Here is a 26,203-nt window from a genome sequence, read left to right on the forward strand (position 1 = left end):
GGTACGTGACCGAGCGTTACCCGGATCAGTGGGAGGCCGACGTCGTCCTGAGCGACGGCGGGACGGCCCACCTGCGCCCCATCCGGCCCGATGACGCGGGCCTGCTGCGGTCGTTCCACGAGCGGCTGTCCCCGGAGTCGATCTACTACCGGTTCTTCTCGCCGCGCCCGCACCTGTCGGACCGTGACGTCGAGCACTTCACCACCGTCGACCACGACCGGCGTGTCGCGCTGATCGCCACGATCGCGGGTGTGATGGTGGCGGTCGTCCGGTATGACCGGCTGGGCGAGCGGCCGGAGACGGCGGAGGTCGCGTTCCTCGTGGAGGACGCGCACCAGGGCCGCGGCATGGCCGCGGTGCTGCTGGAGCACATCGCGGCCGCCGCGCGGGAGCGGGGCGTGCGGCGGTTCGTGGCGAGCGTGCTGCCCGACAACCGCCGGATGACGCGGGTGTTCCGGGAGGCGGGCTACCGGGCGGAGCAGCGGTTCGAGGAGGGCGTGATCGAACTCGTCCTCGACCTGGAACCGACCGACACCTCGCTGGAGGTCATGACGGCCCGCGAGCACCGGGCCGAGTCGCGGTCGATCCAGCGGCTGCTGTTCCCGGGGTCGGTCGCGGTCATCGGGGCGAGCCGCGCGGAGCACAGCGTGGGGCAGACCGTCCTGCGCAACCTGCTGGGCGGGGACTTCAGCGGGCCGGTCTACCCGGTGCATCCGACGGCGGTGGCGGTGGCGGGGGTCCGTGCTTACGCGTCGGTCCTGGAGATTCCGGACGATGTGGACCTCGCGGTCGTCGCCGTCCGTGCCGACACCGTCCACGAGGTCGTGGAGCAGTGCGCGGGCAAGGGCGTGCACGGCTTGGTCGTGGTGTCGTCCGGCTTCGGCGAGGTCGGTGAGGAGGGACGCGCCGCGCAGGAGGAACTGGTGAGCCTCGCCCGCGCCTACGGGATGCGTGTCGTCGGCCCCAACTGCCTGGGCATCGCCAACACCGACACGGATGTGCGGCTCAACGCGACCCTTGCGCCGACCATGCCGGGACGCGGGCCGGTGGGTTTCTTCTCGCAGTCCGGTGCGCTGGGCATCGCCATCTTGCAGCGGACGGCCGAACGCGGCCTGGGCCTGTCGACGTTCGTCTCCGCCGGCAACCGGGCGGACGTCTCCGGCAACGACCTCATGCAGTACTGGGAGGAGGACCCGGCGACCAAGGCCGTCCTCCTGTACCTGGAGTCGCTGGGCAACCCCCGCAAGTTCGCGCGGCTGGCGCGCAGGCTCGGCCGCCGCAAGCCGATCGTGGCGGTGAAGAGCGGACGCAGCACGCAGGGAATCCCGCTGGGGCACGCCGCGCGCGCCCTCACCCTGCCCGACCACGCGGTCAGCGCGCTGTTCGAGCAGGCGGGCGTCATCCGGGTCGAGGACCTGGCCGAGTTGTTCGACGTGGCGCAGGTGCTGGCCTACCAGCCGCTCCCGGCCGGTGACCGCGTCGCGATCATCGACAACTCCAACTCGCTGGGACTGCTGGCGCAGGACGAGGCCGTCGCGCTCGGCCTGGACGTCCGGCCGCGCGTCGACCTCGGCCCGAGCGCGGACGCCGACGACTACGAGGCCGCCCTCGCCGACGCCCTCGCCGACGACGCGGTCGACGCGGTCGTGGCGCTGTTCACCCCGCCGACGATCGGCGGCTTCGACGTGCGCGTCCCCGAGAAGATCCTCCGGCTGGCCGCCGGGGCCGGGAAGCCGATCGTGGCGACCTACCTGGGCAGCGAGGGCATGCCCGCCGAGCTGCGCGTCCCCGGCCCCGACGGGATGCCCGCCGAGGGCTCGGTGCCGTCCTACACCTCGCCGGAGGACGCCGTCCGGGCGCTGGCGTACGTGATCCGGTACGCGCAGTGGCGGCAGCGCCCCGCGGGGCACACGCCGGTGTTCGCGGACGTCGACCGCGCCCGCGCGCGCGTCCTGGTCGCGGAATGGCTCGGCGACGGCGGCCCGGTGGACGTCCCGCCGAAGCAGGCGGCGGAGCTCCTCGGCTGCTACGGCATCGACGTCGCCGAAGGCGGCGACGGGGTGCCGACCCGCGTCGTCGTCAGGGAGGACCACTCGTTCGGCCCGCTGATCTCGTTCGGCATCGCCGACGAGACCGCCGACCTGCTCGACGACCGCGCCTACCGCCTGTCGCCGCTGGCGGACGTGGACGCCGCGGAGATGATCCGCGCCATCCGCACCGCCCCGCTGCTGCTCGGCCACCGGGGCGCCGAACCCGTGGACGTGGCGGCCCTCGAACAGCTGCTGCTGCGCGCGTCCCGCCTCGGCTACGACCTTCCCGAGGTGGCGCGCCTGGAGCTGAACCCCGTCATGGTGGACGGAACGGGCGTCACGGTGCGAGAGGTGAGGCTGACACTGGAACGCCCCCTGGGTCCCCGCACCGAGATGGGCCCTCGCCGCCTCTGACCCCGGCCTGCCCGCACCCTCCTCAGACTTCAGACCCCCGCGCGCTCCAAATCATGGGGCGGGTCGTGTCCTGGGCGGGCGTTACCCCGGAGGCGCCGGTGGCCTGGGCTCCGGGGTGGGCGGGACGGGGTCCGGCTCGGGGCCCGGCGGGATCGGCTCCGGCGGCGGGGCGGGCGGCGTCGGTTCCGGGGCCGGGCCAGGCGGAGTGGGCTCCGGCGGCGGGCCGGGCGGGACCGGTTCGGGCGACGGGCCCGGCGGGACGGGGCCGGGCGGCTGCGGCGCGGGCCCCGGTGACGGGCCGGGCGGCGGCTCGGGCGGCACCGGGGGCTGCGGCGTGGGGGCCGGGTCCGGGGTGGGCGGCGGCACCGGCGGCGGGGTCGGCAGTGGATGCTCGTCCATGCCCGCCCCCTACCCCGCAGGCGCCCGGATGACCGCCCACCGGGCCGGTCATGTGCGCGGCCGCCCCGGACAGGGCAGGATGGGGCCATGAGGGAAACCCGAGCGACCGCAGGCGGGTTGCGCACGGCGATCGAGCGCAGCGGCTACTACCCGGCCCTGGTCGCGGACGCGGTCGAGTCGGCCGTGGGCGACGAGCACGTCGTCGCCTACGTCGTTCACCACGAGGCGACGTTCGACCCCGCGATGGAGGTGCGGCGGCACGTGACGGTGCTCGTGCTGTCCGCGAACCGGCTGCTGGTCTGCCACACCGACGAGCATCCGCCCGGCGAGGGGATGGCCCAGCCGCACGCGTCCACCACCACCGAGGCCGTCAAACTCGAACGCGTCCAGTCGGTCGCGGTGACGCGCGTCGTCCCGGACCCCGCGTCCTACGTGCCGGGCGTGCCGCCCACCGAGGTCGTGCTGACCATCGGCTGGGGCGCCATCGCCCACATCGACCTCGAACCGGCGACGTGCGGCGACGAGAACTGCGAGGCCGACCACGGCTACACCGGCAGCGTCACCGCCGACGACCTGTCCCTGCGGGTCAGCGAGGCGGCCGACGGCGCGGACGCGGTGGCCCAGGTGCTGGCCTTCGCCGAGGAACTGTCCGCGGCGACCGCCCGGTGACGGGGGCGGTCATGGAGCCGCCCGTCCCGAGGTACGGGGCGGGGGCCCTCGCCGACCTGCCGGGCTCGGTGCTCGCGGCGCTGGGCGTGCCGGGCGAGGCCGACGTGCTGGGGCTGCCCGAGCTGCCGCGCGCCTGCGTCCTGCTCGTCGACGGGCTCGGCTGGGAGCAGCTCAAGGCGCACCCGGACGAGGCGCCCTACCTGAACGCGATGGACGGCGGCCCGATCACGGCCGGGTTCCCGGCGACGACCGTCACCAGCCTCGCCTCGCTCGGGACGGGCGCGCCGCCCGGCGCGCACGGGCTGCTGGGCCTGCAGGTGGCGGTCCCGGGCGCCGGGCGGCTGCTGAACTGCCTGCACTGGACGGACGACGACCCCGACCCGGCGGACTTCCAGCCCGTCCCGACCGTGTACGAGCGGGCGGCGGCGGCCGGCGTCGAGGCCGGGTACGTGTCGCTCCGGCAGTACAAGCGGTCCGGGCTGACCCGGGCGACCGCGCGCGGCGCCGACTACCTGTCCGCCGAGAGCCTCGGGCAGATCGTCGGGCGCGCCGAGATGGCCCTGCGCCGGGGCGACCGCGCGTACGTCACCGTGTACCACGCCGACCTCGACGCGACCGGCCACCGGTTCGGCGTCGACTCCGCCGACTGGCGGCACCAGCTCCGGTTCGTGGACATGCTCGTCCAGCGGGTCGCGGCCGTCCTGCCGCCCGGTTCGGCCCTGTACGTCACCGCCGACCACGGCATGGTCGACCCGGCCGAGCGGGTGGACGCCGACACCGTCCCCGAGCTGCGGGAGGGCGTCGCGCTCCTCGGCGGGGACGCCCGCTGCCGATACGTCTACAGCGAGCCGGGCGCCCACGGCGACGTCCTCGCCGCCTGGACGGCCCTGCTCGGCGACCGGGCCTGGGTGGTCCCGCGCGAGCGGGCCGTGGCGGACGGCTGGTTCGGCCCGCTCGGCGACGGGATGGCCGAGCGCATCGGGGACGTGATCGCCGTCCCGCACGGCGACCTCGCGATCGTCGCGTCCGAGCGGGAGTTCTGGCTGGAGCGGATGGTCGGCATGCACGGCTCCCTCGTCCCGGCCGAGCAGCTCGTCCCGCTGCTCACCACGTCCCGCCCCTGACACCCCGCGGATGTGAGATGAACCAGGCCTCGCCCCTCCCTAATCCGGGCATCGGCGGTCAAACTGGCCGTGTGCACCCTCTCATCGAAGTGCCCGCACTGGACCGGCTGCTGCGACGCCAGACGCCCGTGATCCTGCTGGACGTCCGATGGCACCTGGCGGGGCCGCCGGGGATCGAGTCCTACCGCAAGGGGCATCTGCCCGGCGCCGCCTTCATCGACCTCGACCGGGACGTGGCCGGGCCGCCCGGCCCCGGCGGCCGCCACCCCCTCCCCGAACCCGTCGATTTCGAGTCGGCGATGCGCCGCGCCGGCGTGTCGCAGGACAGCCTGGTCGTGGTCTACGACGACGCCGACTCCACGTCCGCGGCCCGTGTGTGGTGGTCGCTGCGCTACTTCGGGCACGAGCGGGTCCGCGTCCTGGACGGCGGGTTCCGCGCCTGGACGGAGGCGGGCCTCCGGGTGAGCGCCGCCGAACCCGAGGTGAAGCCGGGCGACTTCATCGCCAACCCGGGCCGCCTTCCGGTCCTGGACGCGGAGGGCGCCGCCGAGCTGGCCAGGGCGGGCGTCCTCCTCGACGCCCGCGCCGCCGAGCGCTACCGCGGCGAGCAGGAACCGGTCGATCCGGTCGCCGGGCACATCCCGGGCGCCCGTAACGCCCCCACGTCCGGCAACGTCGGCGTGGACGGCCGCTTCCTGCCGCCCGGACTTCTGCGCGAGCGCTTCGCCCAGCTCGGCGCGACCGACGCCCTGGACGTCGGCGCCTACTGCGGCTCCGGCGTCACCGCCGCCCACGAGATCCTCGCCCTCAGCCTCGCCGGCATCCCGGCCGCCCTCTACGTCGGCTCGTGGTCCGACTGGGTGACCGACTCGACCAACCCCGTAGCCACCGGCGACAACTGACCCGCCCCCGGCACGGCCGGCGCCCGCCGGCCGGGGTGTGCCGCGGGAGGGACGCGTCGCGGCGCGAGGCCCGCTGGTCCGCGGAGGCATCAGCCGGCGCCCATGGGCAGGAAACCCAGGGTGGCCGCGGTGCGGGGGAGGGCCGCCAGCGCCTTGGACGGTGATCGGCCGGCCTTCACGGCCTGGTGGAAGGCGGCCATGAACTCCGGGGTGGCGTCGTCGCGGACCGGGGTCACGCTGGCGATCACCGTGGCGGTGCCGAGGGCGAGGAGGGCGCCGGCCATGCCGAGGACGGCGTCGCCCTCGTCGGCGCGGCCGATGTCGCAGGCGGACAGGACGATCAAGCGCGGCGGGACGGCCAGCTCGTCGAGGTCGTGCACCATCAGCGGTCCGTCGGCGAGGCGCAGCCGGGAGAACAGGGCGTTTCCCTCGCGGAACTCGCCGTGCGCCGCGATGTGGGCGACGGCCGCGCCGTCGAGGGCGTCCCGGACGGGTTCGGCGCGCGCGCCGGGACCGGCCAGCACGCGGGCCTCCGGGTGCAGGCCGCGGAGGGCCGTGACCTCGCGTTCGGCGTGCTGGAGGTCGGGGCCCGCGACGAGCACCGTGTGCCCGGCGGAAGGCGCCGCCGCCACCGCCTGGAGCCAGGCGCCCGCGGACGGGACGAGCGTGAACGGGCGTCCGGCCAGCGACGGGAGCGCGGCCCAGGGCAGGCCGTGCAGCGTCCCCGTCGGGGCGATGACGAGGTCCCGGTCGCCGAGGACGTCGTGCAGGGGAGCGAGCAGGAGGCCGTCGAGGCGTCCGGCCGTCCCCGCGAGGGTGGCGAGCGCCTGCGGGTCGTCCCGCTCGGCGGCGCGGCGCGCCGCGAAGCGGAGGAGGCCGGTCTCGTGGCCGATGCCCTCGCACGGCCCCAGGCGGTGACGGCGGAGCCGGCCGCCCGCGACGGTGACGGCGTGCAGGCCGCCGTCGATCGCGATCAGCTCGACGAGGGCGCGGTCGCCGAGCGCCGCGGCGATCTCGGTGGCCTCGGCGGGGCGGGGCGGGAACGCGCCGGACGGGCGGCGCCGCGTCCGGGAGCGGATCCGCGCCTCCAGGGCGGCCATGTCCGGCAGGAGCGCGGACGGCGCGCCGCCCCGCGCGGTGTCGGCCGTGTGGTCGACGCTCAGGGCCCGGAGCGCGGCCAGCGCGGCGGCGCGCTCCGGGTCCCCGGGCGGGCGGACCCGGACCGGCCGCGCGATCGCCCGCCGCCGCTCCTCCACGGTCAGCAGCTCCCGCGCCGAGCGGGCCAGGCCGAGCCCCAGTCCGGCCAGTTCGGCGGCGAGTCCGGCCGCGCGGGCGCGCAGGTCGAGCGCACCGAGGATCTCCGCGTGCTCTTCGGTCACCTCCAGCCCGGCGCTGACGGCCGCCACGGCGCCCTCGCGGTCGTCCCGCGCCGCGCGTTCGAGGGCCAGGGCGTGCCAGGCGGCGATTCGGGCGCGGCCGCGCGAACGCCCGACGGAGGACAGCAGGTGCCCGGCGGGCCTGCCCAGGGTGAGCGCCACACGCGCGGCCACGATGCGGGCCTCGTCGGCGGCGTCGGGCCAGCCGCCGCTCTCCAGCCGTTCGGCCGTGGCGGCCGCCGAGCGGAGCAGGACGGGAGACCGTTCACCGGACGCCCACCTGGCCCTGAGCAGTGCGTGCTCGGCCAGGAGCATCCATCCGGTGCGCTCTTGCCGGGCGAATGTGGTGCGGGCATGCTCGGCCGCATCGGTGGCGTGTTCGGGGTTGCCGTCGGCCAGTTCGGCGTGGGCGAGGAGGAGGAAGCCGTCCGCGACATCGCATCCGTAACCGTTCGCCATGGCCGCATCCAGGGCGGCGGTGAGGACGGGACGTGCCTCAGCGGGCAGGCCGGCCATGATGAGGGTTTCCGCCTGGTCGAACCGGCACTGGGCCAGGCGTTCACCGGTCAGCCCGGGTTCGGCCTCGGCGAAGAGGCGAAGCGCGCGCGGGACGTCCCCACGCCGCGACACCGCGAACGCGAGGTTGCCCTTGGACATGGCCGTTTGATGAAGCAGCCCAGCGGCCTCACCCACGGAGACGGCCTCCGACAACGCCTTCTCGGCGCCGTCGTAGTCGCCACGGAAGGCCAGCGCCAGACCGAGGTTGGTGAGGAGACCGTTCAGCACGGCCGGGTCATGACCGCCGCGCAGGCGGGGCAAGGCGTTCGCGGCCACTTCGCGTGCCTCGTCCAGCCGTCCGGCGCGAGCCAGGGCGCACGCCTTGTTCGCGGCCAGCCGGTCCGCGTCGGCGCCGTGCAGGACGGTCTCCGCCTCACGCGCATGGGACAGCGCCTCATTGACGTCACCGCGCGCGGTGAGCAGGCCGACGAGATTCATCCGCACCTGCGCCTCCGCATAACCCTCGGCCAGGTGCAAGGCCCGGTCGAGGTAGGCGAGGCCCTCGTCCAGCCGCCCCAGCTCCTTGGCGGCCAGCCCCGCAACGCGCAGCGCCAGAACGTCGTCGCCGCCCTCCAGCAGGTCCAGGGCCCGCGCGAGGGCGGTCGCGGGGTCCGTCGCCGCAGCCAGCAGCAGCGTGCGTTCGTCCCGCCCGGTCACAGGTGGATCCAGCTCGTCACGATCGAGGACCCGTCCTCCAGCCGGAACACCAGGCTGACCAGGCCCTGCGGGACGCGGGGAACGCAGAACAGCCCGGCCGGCTCGGCCCGCGCCGTGATCCCGTCCGGCGGCAGGTCCCGGTGCCGGACCTGGACGACCGCCGCCGCGGACGGGACGAGCCGCCCGGTGATCTCCCGCTCCCGGCCGCGTTCGGCCACCTCGATCTCCACCGTCGCGCCGGGGCACGCGAACGTCAGCGCCCGGCCCGCCGTGCCGCGCACCCCGGCCGCCGCCCGGCCGGCCCGGTCGTGCGCCAGCTCCGCGAGCGTCGCGGACGGCGTCCGCCACGCGATCGACGCGCGCGCCGCGGCCAGCACCTCCGCCGGCACGGGGTCCAGGAGCTCGAACGCGTCCCGGACCCCGGACATCAGCTCGTCGTCGTTCACGGGACGAGCCTCCGCAGCGCGTCCAGGCAGCGCGCCCGCGTCGGCGCCACGCTGCCGACCGGGATGCCGAGCGCTGCGGCCAGCTCGGCGTGGCTCGGCGCCAGCGCGAACAGCCGCAGCAGCGTCCGGCAGCGCCGCGGCAGCGTGTCGAGCGCGGTGCCGACCCGGCCGAGCCGCTCGCGCGCCGCGACCACCTGGTCCGGGCCCGGCTCCGGCCGCCGGGGCGCGGGCACCAGCGGCAGGTCGCGGCTCCGCCGCCGCACCAGCCGCAGGCTCTCGTTCCGAGCCGTCGTGGCCAGCCAGCACGCGGTCGCGGCCGGGTCCCGCAACCCGTCGATCCGCTCCACCAGCCGCAGCCACGTGGTCTGCACCACGTCGCCCGAGTCGGCGTCGTTCAATCCGTGCGAGCGGGCGATCGACCACAGCAGCGCGCTGTGCCGCTCGACCAGCCGGGCCCACGCGTCACCGTCGCCGTCGCGCGCCCGGACCACCAGTTCGTCCGTTCCGTCCCTATGGGCCACCGAAGTCTCCTTCCGAGGCCCCCCGCTGATCCATGACCCTATGCCATCGCCTGCTGACAGTCAGTACCTTCCTGCGAGTCGATGACGACGCCCAGGCCGGCGAGGACCGGATGCGTCGCCGGATCGAGGACGCGGTCCGCCGCCGTGACCGCGTCGACGCCCTCCACCGCCGCGCGCCCGGCGATCCGGCCCGCGACCGCCGGCGCCGCGAACGACGTCCCGCTCCACGTGGCGTAGCCCTGGAAGAGATCGGGATCGATGCCGCGCATGGGCGGCCGTGCCCCGTCGAACGACACGAACGTGCCGGCCACGCCGACGCCCTGTGCGCACGCGTCCACCCACCAGCCGTGGTTGGAGAACCAGGCCCGCTCACCGCCGTCCAGCGCCGCGACGCCGATGACCGGCTTCATCGCGGCGGGCCAGAACGGGCGGTCGGTCCCGGCGTTGCCCGCGCACGCCACCACGACCGTCCGGCGGCCGAGCGCGGCGATCGCCCGCGCGAGCACCGGTGAGGGACGGTCGTCGTAGGTGTGGCAGCCGAGGGAGATGTTGACGACGTCGGCGCGTCCCCACTCCGCGAGCCAGTGCAGCGCCCGGATGACGTCGAGTTCGTCGCCCACCCCGTCGCCGCCGATGACTCGGCGGGCCCGCAGCCGCGCCGCGGGCGCCTGGGTCAGCACGACGCCGGCGATGAACGTCCCGTGCCCGGCCTGCGCGTCCAGCTCGAAATCCAGGTCGGCGTCCAGGACCTCCGCGACCTCCGCGCGCTGCTCGCGGTACCAGTCGGCGCCGGCGTACCAGGGGTGCGGCGACAGACCGGTGTCGAGGATCGCGACGGTCACGTCCCGCCGCGTCGGGGCGGCCCGGGGCCGCGGCATGGGCGCGGCCGGACGGGGCAGGTCCGCGGGCCCGCTCCACCACATCGGCTGGCCGAGGACGAGGTGGTTGGGCGAGGCGCTCAGCCGCCGGAACCGCGCGTCCGCCGTGAGGAGGGCGGCGAGTTCGCACACGTCCACCTTGGCGGGGGCGCGCAGCCGCAGCCGCGTGACGCCGCGCTCGTCCTGCCGCGAGTCGGACCAGCGGCGGACGAGGTCCTCGGCGGCGCCGGCGTCCTGCCCGGCGACCAGGATCTGGTCCCGGCGGACCAGCGCCGGCCGCCCCGGCAGCGGCTCCACCACCACGGCGTCGGGATGGCGCGCCAGCAACCGGTCGAGCCGCGCCTGCTGATCGAACATCGGTCCTCGCTCTCGCCCGCGACCGCCCCTGCGCCCATGGTGCCGGATCCGCGACGTTCCGTCACCGGCATTGGACGGAACGTCGCCGCGATCGCGGCCGACGGGCTGCCCTGTCCGGCTTGCGTGCTTTGGCCCTCCGGCCGGCGTCCGAGCGTCTAGTCTTGGCGCGCGTGTTCGGTGAACGACGTGCATCGCATGGTCAAGCGTTCAATAAACCCCCGTCTCCCGGTGGTGCGAGACGGGCCGATGATGCACAATGAGGGACGCGGACGCCGACTTGGGACGTACGAGGCCGTAGGGGAAGACGAGCCTCGGTACAGATCCAGGAGGTCCGGTGACCGCACGTGGCGTCTTCTACGTCCACTCCGCGCCGCCTGCGCTGAGCCCGCACATCGAGTGGGCCGCCGCAGGTGTTCTAGGTGTGCCCGTTTCCCTTGAGTGGGCGGATCAGGCGGCCGCGCCGGGAACGCTGCGCGCCGAGCTGCATTGGGAGGGAAAGCCGGGCACCGCCGCGGGCATCACCTCCGCGCTGCGCAATTGGAAGCTCGTGCGGTTCGAGGCGACCGAGGACCCGACGCCCGGCACCGACGGCGTCCGGTTCAGTTTCACCCCGTCCCTCGGGGTCTTCTCCGGTGTGATCGGGGCCAACGGCGACATCCTGGTCCCCGAGGACCGGCTCCGCTCCGTCATGGCCAACGCCGCGGTCGGCAAGACGACCCTGGAGCACGAGCTCGACCGCCTCCTCGGCACCCCGTGGGACAACGAGCTGGAGCCCTTCCGCAGGGCCGGCGACGGCGCGCCCGTCCGCTGGCTGCACGCCGCCGTCTGAGGCCCGGCCCCGGAACCGGCCCGGGCACGGGCAGGTGACGGATCGGCACGGGGCTTCGGGACGTGTGGCGCGACAGAAAGAACGGCCCGGCGGGCTCGAAGCCGCCGGGCCGTTCCGTCGCTCGTGCGTCAGAGAGCGCGCTGGAAGGCGACCGACACGTTGTGGCCGCCGAAGCCGAACGAGTTGTTCAGCGCCGCGGCCGGTCCGTCGGAGATCTTGCGCGGCTCGTCCCGGACGATGTCCAGGTCGGCCTCCTCGTCGAGGTCCTCCAGGTTGGCGACGAAGGGGATGAGGCCCTCCTTCAGCGCGAGGATGGTGAAGACCGACTCCAGCGCGCCGGCGCCGCCGAGCAGGTGCCCGGTCATCGACTTGGTGGCGGTGACGGCCACCTGGCGCGCGGCGTCCTCACCGAGGCCCGCCTTGATGGAGGCGAGCTCGGCCACGTCGCCGGCCGGAGTGGAGGTGGCGTGCGCGTTGACGTGCACGATGTCGGACGGCTCGAGACCGGCGTCCTTGAGGGCGCGCTGCATGGCCTTGGCCTGGCCTGAGCCGCTCGGGTCGGGCAGGACGATGTCGTAGGCGTCGCCGGAGTAGCCGGCGCCGGCCGCGATGCCGAGGACGCGGGCGCCGCGGGCCCGCGCGTGCTCCTCCGACTCCAGGATCAGTGCCGCGGCGCCCTCGCCGAGGACGAACCCGTCGCGGTTCTTGTCGTAGGGCCGGGACGCGCGCTCCGGGTCGTCGTTGCGGGTCGACATGGCGCGCATGGCGCCGAACGACGCCATCTGCAGCGGGTGGATGCACGACTCGGTGCCGCCGCAGATCACCACGTCGGCGCGGCCCGCGCGGATCATGTCGATGGCGTAGCCGACGGCCTCGCCGCTGGACGCGCAGGCGCTGACCAGGGCGTGCGAGCCGGCCATCGCGCCGAACTCGATGCCGACGTGCCCGGAGGCGCCGTTCGGCATCAGCATCGGGACGGTGAAGGGCGAGACGCGCGACCAGCCCTTCTCCTTGAACACGTCGTAGCTGTTGAGGGCGGTGTGCAGGCCGCCGATGCCGCTGGAGAACACGACGCCGAGGCGTTCACCGTCCACGGTGTAGCCGCCGTCGATCCCGGCCCGCTCCATGCCCTTCTGGGGCTTGCCGCCCGCGGCCGGGGCGAACCCGGCGTCCGCCCACGCCTCGCGGGCGGAGATCAGCGCGATCGCCTGGTTGCGGTCGAGGCGCCGCATCGACTGCCGCGGCAGGACCTCGTCCGGCTGGACCTTCAGCGTGGCGGCGAACCGGACCGGCAGGTCCTCGACGCCCTCCCAGTCCAGGGGGCGGACCCCGGACTCTCCGGCGAGCAGGGCGGACCAGGTCGACGGCAGGTCTCCGCCGAGAGGGGTCGTTGCACCGAGACCGGTCACCACGACTCTGGTCTGGCTCTTGCTCATGTGGGTGCTCCTTGCGGACTGTGAGGGGGAGTGAAGGTCGGGCGCGCCGCCTCCGGCCGGAGCGACGGCGCGCCTTCCCCGCGGATCTAGCTCTGCAGGTTCTGGACGAAGTTGATGACGTCCTTGACCGTCTTCAGGTTGCGCAGCTCGTCGTCGGGGATCTCGACGCCGAACTGGTCCTGCGCGGCCACGGCGATCTCCACCATCGACAGCGAGTCGATGTCGAGGTCGTCGATGAAGTTCTTCTCGGGGGTCACTTCGGACTTGTCGATGCCGACGATGTCGTCGATGATCTCGGCGAGGCCGTCCAGGATCTGCTGTTCGGTGGCGACTGCCATGGTTCTGCGTTCTCCTTCGGTGGGTTGGTCCAGAGCCTGCCAGAGGCGTGACGGCCTACGGGATCTGGATGACTTGGGCAGCGTAGGACAGTCCGGCACCGAATCCGACCAGCAGGGCCGGGGCACCGGACGGTACGTCGCCGCGTTCGATCATGCGCGACATCGCGAGCGGGATCGAGGCGCCGGAGGTGTTGCCCGACTGGACGATGTCGTCGGCGACGACGGCGTTCGTGGCCTTCACCTTCCGGGCGATGGCCTCGATGATGCGCAGGTTCGCCTGGTGCGGGACGATGGCGGCGAGGTCTTCCGGCTTGACTCCGGCGCGCTCGCACGCCTGCAGCGCGATGGGCGCGATGGCGGTGGTGGCCCAGCGGAACACCGCCTGCCCCTCCTGCCTGATGAACGAGTGCCGGTCATCGATGATGATCTTGTCGTACTTGTCGCCGGCGCTGCCCCACACGACCGGGCCGATGCCGGCGGAGTCGCTGGCCGTGACGACCGCCGCGCCCGCACCGTCCGCGAAGATGATGCAGGTGGAGCGGTCGGTCCAGTCGATCCACTGGGACATCTTCTCCGAGCCGATGACCAGCACGTTGCGGGCGCTGCCGGCCCGGACGGCGGCGCTGGCGGTGGCGAGCGCGTAGCAGAACCCGGCGCAGGCGGCGTTGAGGTCGAACGCGCCGGGCGCCTCGATGCCGAGGCGGTGCGCGACGAGCGCGGCGTGGCTCGGCATCGGCGACTCCGCCGAGCAGGTCGCGAGGATCACGAGGTCGATGTCGGACGGGTCGAGGCCGCTGTTGGCGAGGGCCTTGCCGCCGGCGTGCACGCCCAGTTCGACGATGCCCTCGTCGTCGCCGGCGATGCGCCGCTCCACGATGCCGACGCGGCTGCGGATCCACGCGTCGTTGGTGTCGACGGTCTCGGCCAGCTCGTCGTTGGTGACGACGCGGGCCGGCCGGTAGTCGCCGAACGCCAGGACGCGGGAGCCGGCGGTCACCTCGGGGATCTGCAGCCCGGCGGTCATGACGCGTCCGCCTTGATCAGCTCGCGGGCCTTGTCGAGGTCGGCGGGGGTCTTGAGGGCCACCAGCTCGACGCCCTTCAGCTCGCGCCGGGCGAGGCCGGTGAGCGTCCCGGCGGGCGGCAGCTCGATGATCGCGGTGACGCCGAGGTCCCGCATCGTGGTCATGCACGAGTCCCAGCGGACGGGCGTGCTCACCTGCTCGACGAGCCGGCCGACGAACTCCCGGCCGTCCTCGACGGCGGCGCCGTCGCGGTTCTGCAGCAGCGTCGTGCGCGGGTCGGCGACGGGCGCGCCGGCCGCGAGTCGGCGGAGCGTCGCGACGGCGGGCTCCATGTGCTCGGTGTGGAAGGCGCCCGCGACCGACAGCGGGCGCAGCCGCGCCTTCGCGGGCGGCTCGTCGGCGAACTTCGCGAGCTTCTCCATCGTCCCGGCGGCGACGACCTGGCCGGCGCCGTTGACGTTCGCGGGGGTGAGCCCGTGCTTGTCGATCGAGGCGAGGACCTCGTCGGGATCCCCGCCGAGCACGGCGGTCATCCCGGTCTCGGTGACGGCGGCGGCCTCGGCCATCGCGCGGCCCCGCTCCCGGACGAGCACCAGCGCGGCCTCCGGCGTCAGCACCCCGGCGATCGCGGCCGCGGCCAGCTCGCCCACGCTGTGCCCGGCGACGGCGCCGGGCCGCGCCCCGTCCGGGTAGAGCACCTCGTAGGCCGCGAGCGCGGCGGCGACCAGCAGCGGCTGCGCGACGGCGGTGTCGCGGATCTCCTCGGCGTCCGCCTCCGTCCCGTACCTGACCAGGTCGAGCCCCGTGACGGCCGACCACCACGCGAGACGGTCGGCGACTCCGGGTATCTCTAGCCATGGCTGCAGGAAGCCGGGGGTCTGGGCGCCCTGGCCGGGCGATGCGAGGAGAATCACAGCGTCCAGCCTGCCGTCAATGTCCCCGGACCTCGATACCGATCACGACGAACTTTGGTGAGCGGGCTTTGTACGACCCCTACAAGGGGTCAGCGGTTCTGGAAGCGGCCCAGGACGAGGGCTATGCGGAGGGTGAAGGCGTTGCGTCCGTCGGTGGGCGCGAGGCCGGTCAGCTCGGTGACCCGCCGCAGGCGGTACCGGACGGTGTTGGGGTGGACGAACAGCAGCCGCGCGGTGGCCTCCAGCGACGACCCCTGTTCGAGGTAGGTGGTGAGCGTGTCGAGGAGGGGCGCGCCGGCGGCGAGCATGGGGTTGTAGACGCTCTCCACCAGGTAGCCGCGCGCGTCGTCGTCGCCGTCCAGGGCGCGTTCCGGCAGCAGTTCGGTCGCCTGGACGGGACGGGGCGCGTCGGGCCATCCGGCGGCGGCGCGCAGCCCGGCGACGGCGGCCTGCGCGGAGAGGCTGGAGTCGTAGAGGTCGGGGACCTGCGGGCCGACGACGACGGGCCCGGGACCGCACTTGGCGGCGATGGGACGGGCCGCCTCCATGGGGTCGATGTCACCGCCCATGATGACGATGACGCGGCGCCCTTGGACGCCGGCCAGCACGTCGGCGCGCGCGCGGCGTGCCGCAAGCTGCATCTGGTCGATGGTGACCTCGGGCTCCTCGTCCTCCGGGGTGAGCCCCGCGATGACGGTGACGGGCTTGGACGTCCAGCCGAGGGCGGCGGCCCAGGAGTGCATGCCGTCGTCGACCTCGCCGCGCAGGACCGCGTTGACGACGAGGGCCTCCAGCCGCGCGTCCCACGCGGCGCGCGTCTCGGCGGCGCGCGCGTAGACCTGGGCCGCGCCGAACGCGACGTCCCGCGTGTAGCGGAGGATGGCCTCGCGGAGCTGGGCCTCGCCACCGGGGGCGGCCAGCTCGTCCAGCCGGTTCTCCACCACCTCGATGATGACGCGGATCATGTCGATGGTGTGGTGCAGCTTGATGGAGCGCAGCAGCTCGCGGGGCGCGGTGCCGAACACCTCGCCGGCGATGGCCGGGCGCGTCTTCTCGTTGTTCTTGAACCACTCGACGAACGCGGCGATGCCCGCCTGCGCGACGAGACCGATCCAGGAGCGCTGGTCGGCCGGCATGCGCCGGAACCAGGGGAGCTGCTCCTCCATGCTCGTCAGAGCCGCGGTGCCGAACGTCCCCATCGCCTTCTCCAGGCGCTGGCTGGTCAGCTCGCGGATTTCGGTCTCGTTCGCGGTGTTCACCACCCCAGAGTGCCACCACGGCGGCCGTGGCCCGTCCCTAAGTGAGTATTACGGTCAGTCCCGACTTACCTCGGAGACATGCCCGAGTGCGATGTCGGTGAGGTTGCGCAGGGAGGCTGAACCGGGGGCGAGGTAGTCGCTGTGGCCGCCGGATCCGGCGTCGAAGACCCGCGCGCCGAAGGCGGGGGAGACCGGGTCGGTGCCGAGCCCGAGCCCGAAGATGCGCACGTGGGGGACGTCCTCCATCCAGTCCGCCGACCCTCGTCCCGCCCAGACGCGGGCCGTGCCGCTCAGCGTGGCGGCCGACCATGCCGTCGTGCCGGGACTGCCGTACAGGGCGATGTCCGTGACCTGGCGCCAGGCGGCGCTGCTGGGGCCGTCCAATGCCGCGCGGCCGCACACCACCGAGCCGTAGCTGTGGCACAGCAGCCCCACGGTCGCCCCAGGGTTAACCCGATGCAGGCCCTTGAGGAAGTGGCGGAGCTTCCCGGCGCCTTCGGACGCTCTGTCGTCGGTGAGGACGTCACTGCTGAACGTCTTGGGCGCCGCGTATCCGAGCCAGGCGACGACCGCGAGGCCGGGGTCCGGCGACATGGAGCGGGCCTGCGCGTAGACGGCGCGCGCGCCGCCGCCCGGCGTCGACCACGGCTTGTCGCCCCGCCTGTCGAACGCGGAAAGCGTGGTGTCGGCCCCCGGGACGAGTATCGCGATCCGCCGCGCCCTGGTGATGTCGCCGATGACCTCGATGGCCCGTCCGCGGCCGCGCGGGTCGAAGTAGAGGAAACGGCGTCCGGGCTGGAGGAACGCACCGAGCGCCTTGCCCCGGTCCACGTCGCCCACGTCCTGCGCGGTCTTCAGGGCCCTCTCGATGGCCTGGCGTTCGGCGGCGTACCGGACGTCCAGTGTCGAGGGCGCTAGCGTCGGGACGGAGACGGGCGCGGCGTAGGGGTCGGCGTGCCCGGTCCCGGCCGTCGTCAGCATGATCACGGCGATGGAGGCGGCGCCGGCCAGGAGCCGCCGCGGCCGCCGGGTGCGCCGGGTGCGACGGCTCCCGCGTGGTGCCCTGGCGGGCGTGGGCGGTGTCCTGCGGTACGGCGGCATCCTGCCTATCTCTACCATCCAAGATCTCTACGTGGGCGGGACTGCCCGCGTTCGAACCGGCCCGCCCGTGCAGGCTACCCAACGTGACCGGCCGCGCGGGTGACCTCCGCGGTGCGGCCGAGGGCGATCATGGTGAGGTTGCGGAGCGCCGGGGAACCGGGCTTGAGGTAGGCGCTGTGCGGGCCCCTGCCCGCGTCGAAGCGGAGGGCGCCGAAGCCGGGGGAGACGGGGTCCGTGCCGAAGCCGACCCCGGCGAAGCGGATGTTCGGCATGAGACGCATCCAGTCGCCCTTCGCCCTGGCCGCCCATACGCGCGCGGACGTGCCGAGATCGGCGGCCTTGCCCACGGTTGTTCCGGGACTGCCGAAAAGGGCGATGTCGTCCACGGGCAGGGGCGCGACGCGCCGGGCGGCCTTCGCGCAGACCACCGAGCCGTAGCTGTGGCAGAGCAGGGCGAACCGGGCGTGCCCGTTCACGCGGTGGACGCCGGTGAGCAGGCGCTCGAGGCCGCGCGCGCCGTCCTCCGCCTTGTCGTCCGTCAGGACGGCGGGGCTCAGCGTCGAGGGGGAGTCGTAGCCGAGCCAGGCGATCACGGCGACGCGTGAGCGCGGTGCGTCGGCGCGGGCCTCCAGATAGAGGGCGCGGCTGTCGCCGCCGACGAACTTGGGCGAGTCGTAGTTGGCCAGCGCGTTGTCCGCACCGGGCACGACGACGGCGATGCGGTCGGCGCGCTCCAGGTCGCCGATGACCTCGACGGCCCGTCCGTCGCCGCGTGGGTCGAAGGCCAGGAACCGTCTGCCCGGGGCCAGTAAGGCGGACAGTGCCCGTGTCCGGTCCGCGTCGTGCAGGTGTTCCGCCGTGGCCAGGGCCCGGCCGATGTCCCGGCCGGTGGCCCCGTAGCGGGCGTCGAGGGTCGTGGACGACAGCGCGGGCGCCGGTGCGGGGGCGGCGTACAGTTCGGCGGAACCCGCCGCCGGTCCCGCCGCGCCGACCGCGAGCAGCGAGACGGCGGCGACGGTGGTGCGGGCACGCGGCATCCGGTGCGTCCTTCCCGATCAGTGGTTCGCGGTACTGAGCAGGAGGCTAGAAACCGAACGGTGCATCGGAGATCAACCGGCGGAGTGAACTTGCGGGGTGCGACCCGGGTCCGACGTCTCGCGCGCAGGTATCAGTCGCCGGGCCGGACCAGGCCGATCTCGTAGGCGTAGACGATCGCCTGCGGGCGGTCCCGGAGGCCCAGCTTCATCAGGATCCGCCCGAAATGCGTCTTGACGGTCTGCTCGGCGACGACGAGCTTCCCGGCGATCTCCCCGTTCGACAGCCCCCGCGCCACCAGCGCCAGGACCTCCGTCTCCCGCTCGGTCAGCTCGTCCAGCCGCTTGCGGGACGGTGCGCGCGGCCCGCCGAGCCGGGAGAACTCCGCGATCAGCCGGCGCGTCACCGACGGGGACAGCAGCGCGTCGCCCGCCGCCACGACCCGCACCGCGTCGGCCAGCTCGGCACCGGCAGCGTGGCGGTCACGGCGAATCCTCCCTCGGCCGTGGGACGGGCGGTCAGCTCACCGCCCAGCGCGGCGGCCCGCTCCCGCATCCCGAGCAGCCCGTGGCCGCCGCCCGGCAGCGGGGGGCGCGGCACCTGCCCGCCGCCGGGCGGGCCGTTGACCACGCCCAGCCCCACGATGCCAGCATCACCGTCATCCCGGGAAACCCGGATTTCGACCTGCGAACCGGGCGCGTGCCGCATCGCGTTGCTCAGCGCCTCCTGCAGGATCCGGTACGCGGTGAGGCCCACGCCCGGCGGCCGACCATGGTGGGACACGTCCCGTAGTACCTGGGTACGGTGCCAGGCGTGGAGCCCGTCGAAGCGCTGCGCCGGATCGCGTTCCTGCTGGAGCGCGCCCATGAGCCGACCTACCGCGTCCGGGCGTTCCGCACGGCCGCGGACCTCGCCGAGCGCACGTCCCCGGACGAGCTCGCCGACCGCGCCCGCGACGGCACGCTGACCGCACTGCCCGGCATCGGCAAGGTCACCGCGCTGGTGATCGAGGAGGCGCTGCGCGGCGAGACCCCCGTCTACCTGCGCCGCCTGGAGGCGACCGAGGGCGAGCCGCTGGACGAGGCCGCGGCCGCGCTCCGTTCCGCGCTCAAGGGCGACCTGCACACCCACAGCGACTGGTCGGACGGCGGCTCGCCCATCCTGGAGATGGCCGAGACCGCCCGGGCCCTCGGCCACGAGTACCTCGCGCTGACCGACCATTCACCGCGCCTGAAAGTGGCGAACGGACTGTCCGCCGACCGCCTCCGCCGCCAGCTCGACGTCGTCGCGGCGCTCAACGAGGGCCTCGCGCCGTTCCGCATCCTCACCGGCATCGAGGTCGACATCCTGGACGACGGCACCCTCGACCAGGACCCGGACCTCCTTGAAAGGCTGGACGTCGTCGTCGCCAGCGTCCACTCCAAGCTCCGCATGGACCGCGTCGCCATGACGACACGCATGGTCGCCGCGATCGCGAACCCGCGCGTGAACGTCCTCGGCCACTGCACCGGACGCATCGTGAAGTCGGGCGGCAAGCGCGGCGGCCTGCGTCCGGAGTCGGAGTTCGACGCCGCCCTGGTCTTCGACGCCTGCGCCGCCTACGACGTCGCCGTCGAGATCAACTCCCGTCCGGAGCGCCTCGACCCGCCCAAGCGCCTGCTGCGCCTCGCCGTCGAGGCCGGCTGCCGCTTCTCGATCGACTCCGACGCCCACGCGCCGGGACAGCTCGACTGGCAGCCCTTCGGCTGCGAGCGGGCCGCCCGGTGCGCGGTCCCGGCGTCCCGGATCGTCAACACCCTCCCGGCCGACGACCTCCTGACCTGGACGCACTCCAAGCTCTGACGAACTCTCGGTGCCCTTTCACGAGGTGAGGGAGCACGTGTTGACGAGGTCGCCGGAGGCGGGGCGGGGCAGCGTGGTGCTCGCCGGCGGGGGTGTGCCGTTCCGCGTCCAGGATTCGAGGGCCGTGAAGGCCGTGCGCATGCAGGGGAGGAGAGGGCGCAGGCGGTCCGGGTAGGTGTCGTAGAGGCCGTCGACGTGGTTGGCGGCCTCCAGGCGGTAATAGCGGTAGGGGGCCTTGCCCCGGGCGCGGACGAGTTTCGCGTAGACGTCGGAGTCGGTGCTGATCGGCAGGAGCGAGTCGTAGGTCCCCTGGAGAGTGATCAAGGGCTTGCCGATCCGGCCGGTGAGGGAGATCCGGGCAACGGCGCGGTGCACTTTCTTCGGGCGGGCGGCGTAGTTGTAGTCGGCCTCCTCGCCCGTGTAGGAAGGGTCGAATTCTTCCCGGTAGATGCGCTGGGTGAGTTCCCAGTAGACCTGGTCGTGGAATGGCCAGAGGAATTCCGAGCCGGGAGCCAGGCCGGCCTTCAGGAGCGCCTTGTGGGCGGACGGGTCGCCGGTGGCCGCGTAGTACGGGTAGGCGCGGAGGACGGCCGGGAGGTAGGTGAACAGGTTGGGCCCGCCGGCGCGCCAGAGGGTGCCTTCCGCGTCGATGCCGCCGTCGTAGAGTTCCGGGCGGTTCTCCAGCTGCCAGCGGACGAGGTAGCCGCCATTGGAGATCCCGGCCGCGTAGGTGCGGCGGGGGGAACGGCCGTAGCGTTCGCCGACGACCTTCTTGGCGGCGCGGGTGAGCTGGGTCAGGCGGTGGTTCCATTCGGCGACGGCGTCGCCGGGGCGGCGGCCGTCCTTGTAGAACTCCAGGCCGCTGTTGCCCTTGTCCGTCGCGGCGTAGGCGTAGCCCTTGCCGAGCGCCCAGTCAGAAATGGTGAAGTCGTTGGCGTACTGGCGGCGGTTGCCGGGGGAGCCGGCGACGACGAGGCCGCCGTTCCAATGGTCGGGCAGGCGGATGACGAACTGCGCGTCGTGGTTCCAGCCGTTGTTGGTGTTGAAGGTGGAGGTGTCCGGGAAATAGCCGTCCAGCTGGATTCCGGGGACGCCGGACGGGTTGCGAGTTCCGGCGGCGTGCAGACCGGCGAAGTCGGCGGGGACGGTGTGCCCGGACGCGATCGTCCCGGCGGTCGTGAGGTCGTCCAGGCGCGCGGTCACCAGCTTCTCCGCGCCCGGCACGGTGAGCGCGCGTTCTTGCGCGTGCGCCGGTGCGGCCAGGGCGGCGGCGACGGCGCCGACGGTCAGGACGGTGCGGACGAGCATTCCGCCTCCTCGGGAAGGACGTAGGGTGCCCGCCATGGTGGGCGTCCGCTGTGACCACGACCACGTGGTTCGTCCACACATCGGCGAAGCGCCTCATGTGCTGGTGGTGGTGACCTGCGGGTGATGTGGGTCACAGCCGTATCGGCGGGGCCGAATGTGGCGACGGCTCACATGGTCCGGTCTTCGGGCGCGGCCTAGCGTTCCCGGTCACGGCGGCCCGGTGCGCTCCGGGCCACCTTCGACGAGCGTGAGGAGGGCGCATGGGCGACCCCGTCCCGGAGGCCCCGGTTCAGGCGGCCCCGGTTCAGGCGGCTCCGGTTCTGCAGGCTCGGGGTCTGGTGAGGGAGTTCCGCGGTTTCCGCGCGGTGGACGGCGTCGACCTCGACATCGGGGAGGGTTCCGTCCACGCGCTGGTGGGGCCGAACGGCGCCGGCAAGACGACACTGTTCAACCTGCTGACCGGGTTCCTGAAGCCGACCGCGGGCAGTGTCCGGCTGGGCCGCCACGAACTGGCGGGCCGGGCACCGGAGCGGATCGCGCGGCTCGGCCTCGCCAGGTCGTTCCAGATCACCAGCCTGTTCGCCGAGCTGACCCCGCGCCAGCACGTGGAGCTGGCGCTGGCCGGGCGGTCCGGGCTCGGCTGGCGGTTCTGGCGCTCGGACCGCGCGCTCGGACGCTACGGCGAGCGCGCCGCCGAGCTGCTCGGCCAGGTCGGCCTCGGCGAGCACGCGGACATCGCGGCGGGCGCGCTGGCGTACGGCCGCAAGCGCGCCCTCGAACTGGCGCTGGCCCTCGCGCTCGACCCCAAGGTGCTGCTGCTGGACGAGCCGACCGCCGGCATGGGCGTCGAGGACGTCGGCCGGACGGTCGACCTCGTCAAGAAGGTGCGCGCCGGACGGACGGTGGTGCTCGTCGAGCACAACATGAGCGTCGTCTCCAGCCTCGCCGACCGGGTCACGGTGCTCCAGCACGGCCAGGTCCTCGTCGAAGGCCCTTATGCCGAGATCCGTCACGACCCCCGTGTCGTCACCGCCTACCTCGGAGATTCCAATGCTGCGCATTGACGGACTGTCCGCCTGGTACGGCGAAGCCCAAGCACTCCGTGATGTGTCCCTGCACGTCGACGAGGGCGAGATCGTCACGCTCGTCGGACGCAACGGCGCCGGCAAGACGACGCTCCTGCGCGCCCTGATGGGACTTCACAAGGGGACGTCCGGAACGGTCCGTTTCATGGACGACGACATCTCCGCTCTCAGCTCGCACAAGCGTGCCCGGCGCGGCCTCGGCTACGTCCCGGACGACCGTGGCATCTTCGCGACGCTGTCGGTGGAGGAGAACCTGACGCTCCCGCCGCGCATGGGTCCCGATCCGTGGTCGCTGGAGCGGGTCTATGAGACGTTCCCCCGCCTTCGAGAACGGCGCCGGTTTCCCGGGACGAAGCTGTCGGGCGGCGAGCAGCAGATGCTCGCACTGGCCCGGGTGCTGCGGACCGGTGCCCGGCTGCTGCTGTGCGACGAGCCCACCGAGGGCCTGTCGCCCCTGATCGTCCAGCAGATCGGCGCGATCCTGCGGGAGGTCAAGGCGGCCGGGGTCACCGTCCTGCTCATCGAGCAGAACGTGCACTTCGCCGCCACCGTCGCCGACCGCCACCACCTGCTCGCCGAGGGCCGGATCGTCGAGTCCATGGACAACGACGAGGTCCGCGCCCGCGAGAGCGAACTCCTGCAGTACCTCGGAATCTAGGGAGAACCCCCATGAGAATCATCGGACGCTCGGCCGCCATCGCGACCGCCGGAGTGCTGCTGGCCGGCTGCGCGGGCGGCCCCGGCGGGGGCGGGGGCAAGATCAGCGACGACAAGATCGTCCTGGCGGTGCTGACCGACCAGTCCGGCGTGTACGCCGACCTGTCGGGCAAGAACGCCGTCAAGGCGGTGGAGATGGCGGTCGCCGACTTCAAGGCCAAGTACGGCGACAAGGCGGTCAGCAAGAACATCGAGGTGATCTCCGCCGACCACCAGAACAAGCCGGAGATCGCCAACTCCAAGGCGCAGGAGCTCTACGACCGGCAGAAGGCCGACATGATCGTGGACGTGCCGACCTCCTCGGCCGCGCTCGCCGTCGCCACCGTCGCGAAGAACAAGAAGAAGGTGTTCATCGACGTCGGCGGCGCGACGACCGAGCTCGAAGGCAAGCAGTGCAACAAGTACACCTTCCACTACGGCTACAACAGCTACATGCTGGCCCACGGCACCGGCACCGAGGTGACCAAGGACGGTGCCAAGAACTGGTACATCGTCTACCCGGACTACGCGTTCGGCCAGGACATGCAGAAGACGTTCACGGCGGCCGTCAAGGGCGCCGGCGGGAAGGTCGTGAAGAGCGACCCGACGCCCTTCCCGAACGACAACTTCTCCACGTTCCTGCTGAAGGCGCCCAACCTCGACCCCAAGCCGCAGGTGCTCGGCGCCATGCAGGCCGGCGGTGACCTCGTCAACCTGGTGAAGCAGTACAACGAGTACAAGCTGCGCGACAAGGGCGTCGGTCTCGCGGTCGGGCTCATGTTCCTGACCGACATCCACTCCCTAACCCCGGACGCCCTGTCGGGGACGTACTTCACCGACTTCTGGTACTGGAACGCCAACGCGGGCAACCGCGCGTGGGCCGACAAGTTCAAGGCCAAGACCGACACCCGCCCGACGGCCGTCCACGCGGGCGACTACTCGGCGGCGCTCCAGTACCTGGAGGCCGTGCAGCGCGGCGGCACCGACAAGTCCGACACCGTGGTCAAGCAGCTCGAAGGCCACAAGGTCGACGACGTGTTCACCTCCACCGGCACGATCCGGGCCGAGGACCACCTGCTCGTCCACGACGCCTACATCGCGCAGGTGAAGCCGTCCAGCGAGGTCAAGGAGCCCTGGGACTACGAGAAGATCGTCAAGACGATCCCGGCGGCGGAGGCGTTCCAGCAGCCCGACGCGGCCTGCAACCTGTGAGGGCCTGACGTGCTGCAACAGGCGTTCAACGGGCTGGTGGGCGGGGCGTTCTACGCCCTGCTCGCCCTCGGCCTGTCCGTCATCTTCGGGATGCTGGGCGTGGTCAACTTCGCCCACGGCGCGTTCTACATGCTCGGCGCGTTCGGGGCGTTCATCGCGCTCGACTCGTTCGGCGTGAACTTCTGGCTGGCGCTGCCGATCGTCCCCGTCGTCCTGGGCGTGGCCGGGACGGTGCTGGAGCGGCTGTTCATCCGCCGGCTGGCGCCCCTGGATCCGCTCTACAACTTCCTGTTCACGTTCGGCCTGGCGCTGATCCTGCAGGACCTGGTCAAACGGCAGTACGGCGTGCAGTCGCAGCCGTATCCGCGCCCGTCCGCGCTGCGCGGGTCGATCGACCTGGGCCTGTTCACCTATCCCGCGTACCAGGTGTTCGTGCTCGCGATGTCGGTGCTGCTCTGCGGAGCCGTCTGGGTGGTGCTGACCCGCACCCGCGTCGGGATGATCGTCCGCGCGGCGACCGAGAAGCCGGAACTGTCGCGGGCGCTCGGCATCGACGTCGCCCGCTGGGTGACGCCGGTGTTCGGGTTCGGCATCGCGCTGGCCGCGTTCGCGGGCGTCCTCGCCGCGCCGATGCGGGCGGTCAACCCGCTGATGGGCTCGGACCTGATCATCACGGTGTTCGCGGTCGTGGTGATCGGCGGCCTCGGGTCGGTGTTCGGCTCGGTCGCCGCGGGGTTCGCGGTCGGGCTCGTCTCCGCGCTCGGCAACTACTACGTCCCGTCGCTCTCGCAGACGCTGGTGTTCATCCTGATGGCCGCCGTCCTGCTGTGGCGCCCCGCCGGCCTGTTCGGACGCGAGGAGGCCCTGTGAACGAGGAGGACCTGTGAGCGAGGAGAAGCAGTGATCCTGTCCAAGCTGGCCGGACGGCCGTTCCTGCTGGCCGTGGGGCTCGTCGTGGCGCTCGTCCTGCCGTGGTTCATCTACCCGCCGGTCGCGCTGGACATCGCCTGCTGGGCGCTGTTCGCCGCCGCCGTCGACCTGCTGCTCGGCTTCACCGGGCTCCTGTCGTTCGGGCACGCCGCCTTCTGGGGCGGGTCCGCGTACGCCACCGGCCTGATCGCCTTGCACTCCGGGCTGCCGTTCCCTGTGGCGGTCCTGGGCGGGGCCGTCTTCGCGGGCGTTCTCGCGGTTCCGATCGGGTTCCTGTCGGTGCGGCTGCGCGGCATCTACTTCGCCATGGTCACCTTGGCGTTCGCCCAGATGGTGTACTTCGTCGCCAACCAGTGGCGGGACGCGACTGGTGGGGAGAACGGCTTGCAGGGCATCCCCAGGGAGTTCTTCGGGCTCGACTTGTCCGACCCCTTCTTCTTCTACTACGCGGCCCTCCCGTTCGTGCTGGCCGGGCTGTTCGTGGCCTGGCGCATCGTCCGCTCCCCGTTCGGACGGGTCCTGATGTCCATCCGCGACAACCCGAACAGGGCGCGGGCGCTCGGCTACAGCATCGACCGCTACAAGCTGCTCGCCTTCGTCCTGTCGGCGGTCCTGTCGGGGCTGGCCGGCGGGCTGTTCACCATCGGGCACGGCTTCGCGTCCCTGCAGGGCGTCTACTGGACGACCTCGGGCCAGGCCGTGATGATGGTCGTCCTCGGCGGCATCGGCACCCTGTGGGGCGGCGCCATCGGCGCCGCGCTCATCGTCGAGCTGAACGACTACCTGGCCACGGCCGGGTTCGAGGAGACCGGGATCATCACCGGCGCGATCTTCATCGTCGTCGTGCTGCTGTTCCGCCGCGG

At 73.1% G+C, this 26,203-nt stretch carries 25 protein-coding genes and 1 pseudogene; 11 read left to right on the top strand and 15 right to left on the bottom strand.

The features are described 5' to 3' along the window. The first annotated feature begins 5 nt into the window (after positions 1-5). A complete protein-coding gene (locus AL2_RS21540; protein WP_067636215.1) occupies positions 6-2,444 on the top strand; it encodes a bifunctional acetate--CoA ligase family protein/GNAT family N-acetyltransferase in 2,439 nt (812 codons plus the stop codon). An 81-nt stretch (positions 2,445-2,525) separates the two neighbouring features. Here the strand turns inward: AL2_RS21540 and AL2_RS36595 are convergent, their stop codons facing one another. After that, positions 2,526-2,843 (bottom strand): hypothetical protein, encoded by a 318-nt coding sequence (locus AL2_RS36595; RefSeq protein ID WP_157438284.1) that lies wholly within the window; start codon positions 2,841-2,843, stop codon positions 2,526-2,528. A gap of 87 nt (positions 2,844-2,930) precedes the next feature. Here AL2_RS36595 and AL2_RS21545 point away from each other — a divergent pair, with 87 nt between their 5' ends. The 3 genes from AL2_RS21545 to AL2_RS21555 all read left to right on the top strand — a co-directional run bounded on the left by AL2_RS21545 (position 2,931) and on the right by AL2_RS21555 (position 5,538). After that, positions 2,931-3,512, top strand: a complete 582-nt coding sequence (locus AL2_RS21545; protein ID WP_067636217.1) for a DUF5998 family protein — start codon at positions 2,931-2,933, stop codon at positions 3,510-3,512. A gap of 11 nt (positions 3,513-3,523) precedes the next feature. Next, positions 3,524-4,636 (top strand): alkaline phosphatase family protein, encoded by a 1,113-nt coding sequence (locus AL2_RS21550; RefSeq protein ID WP_067636270.1) that lies wholly within the window; start codon positions 3,524-3,526, stop codon positions 4,634-4,636. A 71-nt stretch (positions 4,637-4,707) separates the two neighbouring features. Next, a complete protein-coding gene (locus AL2_RS21555; protein ID WP_067636219.1) occupies positions 4,708-5,538 on the top strand; it encodes a sulfurtransferase in 831 nt (276 codons plus the stop codon). A gap of 89 nt (positions 5,539-5,627) precedes the next feature. Here the strand turns inward: AL2_RS21555 and AL2_RS21560 are convergent, their stop codons facing one another. From AL2_RS21560 to AL2_RS21575, 4 genes are read right to left on the bottom strand one after another with little or no spacing between them, the layout of a single operon-like run. Next, positions 5,628-8,129 (bottom strand): CHAT domain-containing protein, encoded by a 2,502-nt coding sequence (locus AL2_RS21560; protein ID WP_245666806.1) that lies wholly within the window; start codon positions 8,127-8,129, stop codon positions 5,628-5,630. After that, complete coding sequence (locus tag AL2_RS21565; protein ID WP_067636221.1) at positions 8,126-8,575, bottom strand: hypothetical protein; 450 nt, start codon at positions 8,573-8,575, stop codon at positions 8,126-8,128. Before AL2_RS21565 ends, AL2_RS21560 begins: the two co-directional genes overlap by 4 nt. Further along, positions 8,572-9,096, bottom strand: a complete 525-nt coding sequence (locus AL2_RS21570; RefSeq protein ID WP_067636223.1) for an RNA polymerase sigma factor — start codon at positions 9,094-9,096, stop codon at positions 8,572-8,574. Before AL2_RS21570 ends, AL2_RS21565 begins: the two co-directional genes overlap by 4 nt. A 38-nt stretch (positions 9,097-9,134) precedes the next feature. Then, positions 9,135-10,331: a S8 family peptidase gene (locus AL2_RS21575; protein WP_067636225.1), complete on the bottom strand. Its 1,197-nt coding sequence runs from the start codon at positions 10,329-10,331 to the stop codon at positions 9,135-9,137. Positions 10,332-10,665: 334 nt separating this feature from the next. Between AL2_RS21575 and AL2_RS21580 the strand changes: the two genes are divergently transcribed. After that, complete coding sequence (locus tag AL2_RS21580) at positions 10,666-11,160, top strand: DUF3145 domain-containing protein (RefSeq protein WP_067636227.1); 495 nt, start codon at positions 10,666-10,668, stop codon at positions 11,158-11,160. A 128-nt stretch (positions 11,161-11,288) separates the two neighbouring features. Here AL2_RS21580 and AL2_RS21585 read toward each other — a convergent pair whose 3' ends face one another. The 9 genes and pseudogenes from AL2_RS21585 to AL2_RS21625 all read right to left on the bottom strand — a co-directional run bounded on the left by AL2_RS21585 (position 11,289) and on the right by AL2_RS21625 (position 19,134). After that, the gene (locus AL2_RS21585) at positions 11,289-12,596 is read right to left on the bottom strand and encodes a beta-ketoacyl-[acyl-carrier-protein] synthase family protein (protein WP_067636229.1); all 1,308 of its coding nucleotides are present in this window, start codon (positions 12,594-12,596) and stop codon (positions 11,289-11,291) included. A gap of 86 nt (positions 12,597-12,682) precedes the next feature. Then, a complete protein-coding gene (locus tag AL2_RS21590) occupies positions 12,683-12,934 on the bottom strand; it encodes an acyl carrier protein (protein ID WP_067636232.1) in 252 nt (83 codons plus the stop codon). 55 nt (positions 12,935-12,989) lie between these two features. Then, positions 12,990-13,958, bottom strand: coding sequence for a beta-ketoacyl-ACP synthase III (locus AL2_RS21595; protein ID WP_067636234.1), 969 nt, complete (start codon positions 13,956-13,958; stop codon positions 12,990-12,992). Beyond that, positions 13,955-14,872: an ACP S-malonyltransferase gene (locus AL2_RS21600; protein WP_067636236.1), complete on the bottom strand. Its 918-nt coding sequence runs from the start codon at positions 14,870-14,872 to the stop codon at positions 13,955-13,957. Before AL2_RS21600 ends, AL2_RS21595 begins: the two co-directional genes overlap by 4 nt. A gap of 89 nt (positions 14,873-14,961) precedes the next feature. Further along, a complete protein-coding gene (locus tag AL2_RS21605) occupies positions 14,962-16,071 on the bottom strand; it encodes a PucR family transcriptional regulator (RefSeq protein WP_083946760.1) in 1,110 nt (369 codons plus the stop codon). A gap of 114 nt (positions 16,072-16,185) precedes the next feature. Further along, entirely contained in the window at positions 16,186-17,112 is a 927-nt protein-coding gene (locus AL2_RS21610) for an alpha/beta hydrolase (RefSeq protein ID WP_210747967.1), read from the bottom strand. A gap of 194 nt (positions 17,113-17,306) precedes the next feature. Next, a complete protein-coding gene (locus AL2_RS21615) occupies positions 17,307-18,269 on the bottom strand; it encodes an alpha/beta hydrolase (protein ID WP_067636237.1) in 963 nt (320 codons plus the stop codon). Positions 18,270-18,400: 131 nt separating this feature from the next. Next, positions 18,401-18,736: pseudogene (locus AL2_RS21620) on the bottom strand (helix-turn-helix domain-containing protein); the annotation flags it as partial. Beyond that, positions 18,670-19,134, bottom strand: a complete 465-nt coding sequence (locus AL2_RS21625; RefSeq protein WP_369688515.1) for an ATP-binding protein — start codon at positions 19,132-19,134, stop codon at positions 18,670-18,672. The gene AL2_RS21625 and the pseudogene AL2_RS21620, both read right to left, overlap by 67 nt. On the opposite strand from AL2_RS21625, the gene AL2_RS21630 reads away from it, so the two are divergent. Next, the gene (locus AL2_RS21630) at positions 19,081-20,109 is read left to right on the top strand and encodes a PHP domain-containing protein (RefSeq protein WP_067636241.1); all 1,029 of its coding nucleotides are present in this window, start codon (positions 19,081-19,083) and stop codon (positions 20,107-20,109) included. The two genes, AL2_RS21625 and AL2_RS21630, sit on opposite strands and share 54 nt — an antisense overlap. Before the next feature lie 18 nt (positions 20,110-20,127). Here the strand turns inward: AL2_RS21630 and AL2_RS21635 are convergent, their stop codons facing one another. Then, the gene (locus AL2_RS21635) at positions 20,128-21,417 is read right to left on the bottom strand and encodes a tannase/feruloyl esterase family alpha/beta hydrolase (RefSeq protein ID WP_067636243.1); all 1,290 of its coding nucleotides are present in this window, start codon (positions 21,415-21,417) and stop codon (positions 20,128-20,130) included. A 338-nt stretch (positions 21,418-21,755) separates the two neighbouring features. Here AL2_RS21635 and AL2_RS21640 point away from each other — a divergent pair, with 338 nt between their 5' ends. The 5 genes from AL2_RS21640 to AL2_RS21660 form a co-directional block, all read left to right on the top strand. After that, the gene (locus tag AL2_RS21640) at positions 21,756-22,481 is read left to right on the top strand and encodes an ABC transporter ATP-binding protein (RefSeq protein WP_210747966.1); all 726 of its coding nucleotides are present in this window, start codon (positions 21,756-21,758) and stop codon (positions 22,479-22,481) included. After that, positions 22,468-23,160: an ABC transporter ATP-binding protein gene (locus tag AL2_RS21645; protein ID WP_067636248.1), complete on the top strand. Its 693-nt coding sequence runs from the start codon at positions 22,468-22,470 to the stop codon at positions 23,158-23,160. Before AL2_RS21640 ends, AL2_RS21645 begins: the two co-directional genes overlap by 14 nt. Positions 23,161-23,171: 11 nt before the next feature. Further along, on the top strand, positions 23,172-24,410 hold the full coding sequence (locus AL2_RS21650) for an ABC transporter substrate-binding protein (protein WP_067636250.1): 1,239 nt from the start codon (positions 23,172-23,174) through the stop codon (positions 24,408-24,410). A 9-nt stretch (positions 24,411-24,419) separates the two neighbouring features. Further along, entirely contained in the window at positions 24,420-25,280 is an 861-nt protein-coding gene (locus AL2_RS21655) for a branched-chain amino acid ABC transporter permease (protein ID WP_067636252.1), read from the top strand. Positions 25,281-25,310: 30 nt separating this feature from the next. After that, a partial coding sequence (locus tag AL2_RS21660) for a branched-chain amino acid ABC transporter permease (protein WP_067636255.1) occupies positions 25,311-26,203 on the top strand: 893 nt, incomplete at its 3' end.

The sequence above is a fragment of the Actinomadura latina NBRC 106108 genome (assembly GCF_001552195.1).
Taxonomy (GTDB): Bacteria; Actinomycetota; Actinomycetes; order Streptosporangiales; family Streptosporangiaceae; genus Spirillospora; species Spirillospora latina.

Coding starts and splice junctions, on each gene's coding strand:
- AL2_RS36595 (WP_157438284.1), bottom strand. CDS start 2,843: ATGGACGAGCATCCACTGCCGACCCCGCCGCCGGTGCCGCCGCCCACC.
- AL2_RS21545 (WP_067636217.1), top strand. CDS start 2,931: ATGAGGGAAACCCGAGCGACCGCAGGCGGGTTGCGCACGGCGATCGAG.
- AL2_RS21550 (WP_067636270.1), top strand. CDS start 3,524: ATGGAGCCGCCCGTCCCGAGGTACGGGGCGGGGGCCCTCGCCGACCTG.
- AL2_RS21575 (WP_067636225.1), bottom strand. CDS start 10,331: ATGTTCGATCAGCAGGCGCGGCTCGACCGGTTGCTGGCGCGCCATCCC.
- AL2_RS21585 (WP_067636229.1), bottom strand. CDS start 12,596: ATGAGCAAGAGCCAGACCAGAGTCGTGGTGACCGGTCTCGGTGCAACG.
- AL2_RS21590 (WP_067636232.1), bottom strand. CDS start 12,934: ATGGCAGTCGCCACCGAACAGCAGATCCTGGACGGCCTCGCCGAGATC.
- AL2_RS21595 (WP_067636234.1), bottom strand. CDS start 13,958: ATGACCGCCGGGCTGCAGATCCCCGAGGTGACCGCCGGCTCCCGCGTC.
- AL2_RS21605 (WP_083946760.1), bottom strand. CDS start 16,071: ATGGGGACGTTCGGCACCGCGGCTCTGACGAGCATGGAGGAGCAGCTC.
- AL2_RS21610 (WP_210747967.1), bottom strand. CDS start 17,112: ATGCTGACGACGGCCGGGACCGGGCACGCCGACCCCTACGCCGCGCCC.
- AL2_RS21615 (WP_067636237.1), bottom strand. CDS start 18,269: ATGCCGCGTGCCCGCACCACCGTCGCCGCCGTCTCGCTGCTCGCGGTC.
- AL2_RS21625 (WP_369688515.1), bottom strand. CDS start 19,134: ATGGGCGCGCTCCAGCAGGAACGCGATCCGGCGCAGCGCTTCGACGGG.
- AL2_RS21635 (WP_067636243.1), bottom strand. CDS start 21,417: ATGCTCGTCCGCACCGTCCTGACCGTCGGCGCCGTCGCCGCCGCCCTG.
- AL2_RS21645 (WP_067636248.1), top strand. CDS start 22,468: ATGCTGCGCATTGACGGACTGTCCGCCTGGTACGGCGAAGCCCAAGCA.
- AL2_RS21650 (WP_067636250.1), top strand. CDS start 23,172: ATGAGAATCATCGGACGCTCGGCCGCCATCGCGACCGCCGGAGTGCTG.